Raw genomic sequence first — 4,998 nt, forward strand, 5'->3', positions numbered from 1 at the left:
GCGGCCAACAACCCCATGCCCCCTTGCCTCGAACTGTTCGCGGAACCCGACCTCAGGTCTTGCTCATGCACTCCTCGATGTAGAACCAGCGGTCGTCGCCGGCGAGGCCCTTGGACTTCACGTCGGCGCGGCAGGCCTTGAGCTTCGGCTTGTTGGCGGACCACTTCGCCTTCATGTCCTTCAGCTTCTGCATGGTGAGCTTGATCTTGCCCGGCTTGGCCTCCGTCGTCGCCGCCGGTGCGGTGGTGGCAGGTGCCGCCGCGGTTTGCGCGGACGCGGCATGAAGGCCAGCGACCAGCAACACGGCCGCAAGGCAAATTCGGGTACGAAGCATTTCAATTCCCCCTAAGTCCCAGTCTCGATGGTGTCTGAAAGGCGAACGCCGCGGGACGCCGATGATGAGCATCCCGCGGCTGTCTTGATGGCGATCAGAATATCTTGACCGCGCTCTCCAGCGTCTTCCAGACACCCCAGAGCAGGGGAATGCCGACGAAGGCCCAGAACAGCGCCGCCTTGGCGTCAAGCCCGCCGAACCCGATGCCGTAGGAGCCGTGCGGCCCCGCCGCGGCGGCGCTGGCGCTCGCCGCCTGCAACTTGGCGACGTCGGCATCCTTCATGTGCCACTTCGAATCGACCGGCTTGATCAGATAGTTGCAGATCAGGCCCGCGATCAGCATCGCGCACAGGATGTACATGGTGGTGTTATAGAGCTGGTCGCGCGGCACGCCGGCCGCGAGCTGGAACTCGCGGATGTAGTTGACCACGACGGGGCCGATGATGCCCGCGGTGGACCATGCCGTCAGCAGCCGGCCGTGGATGGCGCCGACGAACTGCGTGCCGAACATGTCGGCGAGATAGGCCGGCACGGTCGCGAAGCCGCCGCCATACATCGACAGGATGATGCCGAAGCCGAGCACGAACAGCAGCTTCGAGCCCATCGCCGCAAAGGTCGGCGCCAGCGCATAGAGCACGATGCCGAGGATGAAGAAGGTGTAGTAGGTATTCTTGCGTCCGATCTTGTCCGACAGCGACGCCCAGAAGAAGCGGCCGCCGATGTTGAACAGCGACAGCAATCCGGCAAAGCCCGCGGCGATCGCTGCGATCTGCGCCTTCTGCCCGGCATCGAGCGCGTTGAAGCCGACGTCCGGCAGGCCGATCAGCTTGCCGGCGAAGATCTCCTGAAGCATGGGCGAGGCCATGCCGATCACGCCGATGCCGGCCGACACGTTCAGGCAGAGCACCCACCAGATCAGCCAGAACTGCGGCGTCTTGTGTGCGTCGTTGAGATGAACGTTGTTCTTCGAGATCATCGCGTTGGCCTTGGACGGCGGGGTCCAGCCTTCCGGCTGCCAGCCGGGCGGCGGCAAGCGATAGCGGAACGCGCCGATCATCATGAACACGAAGTAGATGACGCCCATCGCAACGAAGGTCTCCCAGACGCCGACCGACGTCGGACTCTTGAAGTAGTTCATCAGGAGGTTCGCCAGCGGCGCGCCGATCATGGCGCCGCCGCCGAAGCCCATGATGGCCATGCCGGTCGCCATGCCGCGGCGGTCCGGAAACCACTTCACCAGCGTCGACACCGGCGAGATATAGCCAAGGCCAAGACCGATGCCCCCGATCACGCCCGAGCCCAGCCACAGCAGCCAGAGCTGATGGGTGTAGACCCCGATCGCACCGAGGAAGAGGCCGCCGCACCAGCAGAGCGCCGAGACGAAGCCGGCCTTGCGCGGTCCCACGCGTTCCAGCCAGCCGCCCCAGACTGCAGCCGCGATACCGAGCAACACGAAGAACAGGGTGTACATCCATCCCATGCTGGCGACCTTCCAGTCGCAGCTGGTTGTGAACAGTTCCTGGAACAGCGAAATATCCCCGCAGACCTTCGGCGCGGTCAGCCCGATCGCGCGTGAGAGCGGCAACCAGAACACCGAGAAGCCGTAGGCCATGCCGATACACAAATGGATGCACAGCGCCGCAGGCGGCACCAGCCAGCGATTGAAGCCTGCGGTCGCGATCGTCCGCTCACGATCAAGAAAGCCGGCGCCAGCGCCTGAAATCGTTCCAGCGCTCTCAATAGTAGACATACAGTCCTCCCCTAAGCCGCCCTTCTGAGCAGCCTGCCGCTAAGATCCTGATCCTCAGCCATTCACGGTGCAGCCAGCTGTCCCCGCTGCCCCGCATCATCATCCGGCGCGCGCCAGGATCGGTCACGCGCCTCCGAAAAATAAACCCCGCGAGCGGGGGCTCTATGCCCGATACGACGTGCAAGCTTCGTGTTTGGCCCGTTGATCCGCGTATCGCAGACAACACTCAACCTCCGCGCCCGCACGGAGATAGTCAATTTGGGCAGAAGCCATGATCGATGTCGATAGACAAAAGGTCGGTATCAACGCGGTAACGCGCTCACGAACGCAGCGCACCATTGGCGTTGCTTATCGGACCATTTGTTTTTTCTATCAAGAACACGATGCGCGCGTCGTTGCGCTCGGTGATCTCCACCGTGTCGCCGGTCTCGCGAATCAGGTTCGGAATGTCAATCACCGACAGGGGATCGGTGCAGTACACCTCGAGCTGATCGCCCGGCTGCAACGGTTTGAGCGCCTTGCGTGTCTTCAGGGCGGGCAGCGGGCATTTCAGCCCGGTGAGATCGAGCGTGGTTCTGGTCATGGGCGCAACATGGCGGTGCCGGTCCCTGCCGTCAACGCAACCGGTCAGAGCAGATCGGCATAGGGCAGGAAACCCACGCCCTGTCCTGGCTCGACACGCGTGATGTCCTCGCCGAGTTCGACGAGGCCGTCGGTCTCGACCAGCGACGACAACAGCCCGGCGCCTTCGCGCGGGAACTTGATGGCCTCCAGCGCGCCGTCTTCTCCGCGCCGCAGCGAGGCGCGGACATATTCGCGGCGGCCGATCTTCTTCTTGTAGGCGAACGCCGCGCGCACCGGGATCGGCAACAGCGGTTCCGGCGAACCACCCATCAGCGCCAGCGCCGTCGGCCGCACCACATGGACGAAGGTGACGAAACTCGCGACGGGATTGCCGGGCAGGCCGATCAGCGGCGTGCCGCCGATGATGCCCATCGCCACCGGACGGCCCGGCTTGATCGCCATCCGCCACAGCACCAGCGAGCCGATGCTCTCGACCGCCGCCTTGACGTGATCCTCCTCGCCGGTCGAGACGCCGCCGGTGGTGAGGATCAGGTCGTGGCTGCCTGCAACCTGCTTCAAGCCATCGGCAAGCGAGGTCCGCTCGTCACGCAGGATGCCGAGGTCGCTGACCTCGCAGCCGAGCCGGCGCAGCATCGCCATCAGCATGAAGCGGTTGGAGTCGAACAGCTGCGAGGCCGCGCGCGGCTCGCCCGGCGACGCAAGCTCGTCGCCGGTCGAGAACACCGCAACGCGGATGCGCCTGACGACGTCGAGCCTGATAAGGCCGAACGCCGCGGCAAGCGCGACATGCTGTGGCCGCAGCCGCTGGCCGGCGCGCAGCGCAATGTGTCCCTGGGGAATGTCCTCGCCGGCAGGGCGGACATTGGCGCCCGGCCTCAGCCCCGGCGGCAGCACGACCTTGCCGGAATCATCGATGCGGACATCCTCCTGCATGAAGACGGTCCCGGCATCCGGCGGCATCGGCGCCCCGGTAAAGATGCGCGCGGTGTGGCCAGGCCTGATCGGCGCCTGAACAGGGCCGCCGGCCTGGATGCGGCCATCGAGCGGGAACGCCCGTTCCGCACTGTCCGGAAGATCGGCATTGCGCACGGCATAGCCGTCGACGGCGGAATTGGTGAAGGGCGGCAGCGGCAGGGGCGCGGCGATGTCTCGGGCCAGCACGCGCCCGTCCGCATCGACCAGCGCCACGGTTTCGAGATCGGCAATCGCGTTGACGCGCGTCGTGATCAGGCCAACGGCCTCGTCGACCGACATCATCGGTCCGCCAAAGGCAAAGCAATCGTCAGACAGTTGCGCCATGGTCCCTCGTCAGCGCATCGCAACGCTTTTCGCGACCGCTTCCTCGACCGGCATCGCCGCACGCAACAGCAACGCCGCCGCGGCCGGGATATCGTCGAGATGGACGGTCGGCAGCCGGGTGTCAATCTGGGCATCGGTCGCGATTCCGGCAATTCCGGGATCGTCGGGAAACAGCAACGGCTTGCCGTTGCCGGCACGATAGACCTCGATCTTGCGGTGCGGCTCGCGCTTGAAACCCTCGACCACGACGAGATCGACCGCAGACAGCTTGCCCAGGAGTTCCGGCAGCCGCGGCTCCGCCGCCCCGCGCAGTTCGTGCATCAGAGCCCAGCGGCTTGACGAGGCAACCAGCACCTCGGCGGCACCCGCCTCGCGATGGCGCCAGGAATCCTTGCCTGGCACGTCGACGTCGAACTGGTGATGCGCATGCTTGATGACAGAGACGCGCAGGCCCTGCGCGCTGAAATGCGGGATCAGCCGCGTCAAAAGCGTGGTCTTGCCCGCGCCGCTCCAGCCTGCAAGGCCGATGACTTTCATAACCGATCCGTCTCCGCGAGCGACTGGGTCTTTGGTGGAACCGCTCTCCCCACCGTCATTGCGAGCGTAGCGAAGCAATCCAGACTGTCTCCGCGGGGGCATTCCTGGATTGCTTCGCTGCGCTCGCAATGACGACGAGGCGGCATTTTCGCTTTCCGCCAGCATGCTTATATCGGCTTGACCCGAATGTCATGCTAACGTCGTGGCCATGATGAAGATCGACAAAGCCCCGGTGCCCCTGATCGTCCCCAACCCGGATGACCCGCGCCTGACCCAGAGCGTGACCGGGACCGACCAAAGCGGCGCCAAGGTCGAGATCAAGGTGCCGATGGAGCGGCCGCTGACGCTCTACCTGAACTCCCAGGAGATCGTCACCATGATGACGATCGGCGACTATCCGGAATATCTGGCGCTGGGCTATCTGCTCAACCAGAACATGCTGAAATATAATGACGCGGTCACCGAGGTCGAATACGACGACGATCTCCAGGTG

6 protein-coding genes are annotated in these 4,998 nt (G+C 64.6%); 1 reads left to right on the forward strand and 5 read right to left on the reverse strand.

The window, feature by feature from the left end; translation table 11 throughout:
- Positions 1 to 52: 52 nt before the first annotated feature.
- From AC1D00_RS26325 to mobB, 5 genes are all read right to left on the reverse strand, one after another.
- Entirely contained in the window at positions 53 to 334 is a 282-nt protein-coding gene (locus AC1D00_RS26325) for a hypothetical protein (protein WP_477012663.1), read from the reverse strand.
- A 94-nt stretch (positions 335 to 428) separates the two neighbouring features.
- Positions 429 to 2,084: an OFA family MFS transporter gene (locus tag AC1D00_RS26330; protein WP_135177824.1), complete on the reverse strand. Its 1,656-nt coding sequence runs from the start codon at positions 2,082 to 2,084 to the stop codon at positions 429 to 431.
- 319 nt (positions 2,085 to 2,403) lie between these two features.
- Complete coding sequence (locus tag AC1D00_RS26335; RefSeq protein ID WP_135177825.1) at positions 2,404 to 2,667, reverse strand: sulfurtransferase TusA family protein; 264 nt, start codon at positions 2,665 to 2,667, stop codon at positions 2,404 to 2,406.
- 44 nt (positions 2,668 to 2,711) lie between these two features.
- The gene (locus tag AC1D00_RS26340; protein ID WP_477012664.1) at positions 2,712 to 3,968 is read right to left on the reverse strand and encodes a molybdopterin molybdotransferase MoeA; all 1,257 of its coding nucleotides are present in this window, start codon (positions 3,966 to 3,968) and stop codon (positions 2,712 to 2,714) included.
- A 9-nt stretch (positions 3,969 to 3,977) separates the two neighbouring features.
- On the reverse strand, positions 3,978 to 4,505 hold the full coding sequence (gene mobB, locus AC1D00_RS26345) for a molybdopterin-guanine dinucleotide biosynthesis protein B (RefSeq protein ID WP_404558636.1): 528 nt from the start codon (positions 4,503 to 4,505) through the stop codon (positions 3,978 to 3,980).
- 208 nt (positions 4,506 to 4,713) lie between these two features.
- On the opposite strand from mobB, the gene AC1D00_RS26350 reads away from it, so the two are divergent.
- Positions 4,714 to 4,998: formate dehydrogenase accessory sulfurtransferase FdhD (locus AC1D00_RS26350; protein WP_477012665.1), on the forward strand; the 285-nt coding region annotated here is incomplete at its 3' end.

Source organism: Bradyrhizobium sp. P2_E8, from assembly GCF_056403875.1.

Coding starts and splice junctions, on each gene's coding strand:
- AC1D00_RS26325 (WP_477012663.1), bottom strand. CDS start 334: ATGCTTCGTACCCGAATTTGCCTTGCGGCCGTGTTGCTGGTCGCTGGC.
- AC1D00_RS26330 (WP_135177824.1), bottom strand. CDS start 2,084: ATGTCTACTATTGAGAGCGCTGGAACGATTTCAGGCGCTGGCGCCGGC.
- mobB (WP_404558636.1), bottom strand. CDS start 4,505: ATGAAAGTCATCGGCCTTGCAGGCTGGAGCGGCGCGGGCAAGACCACG.
- AC1D00_RS26335 (WP_135177825.1), bottom strand. CDS start 2,667: ATGACCAGAACCACGCTCGATCTCACCGGGCTGAAATGCCCGCTGCCC.
- AC1D00_RS26340 (WP_477012664.1), bottom strand. CDS start 3,968: ATGGCGCAACTGTCTGACGATTGCTTTGCCTTTGGCGGACCGATGATG.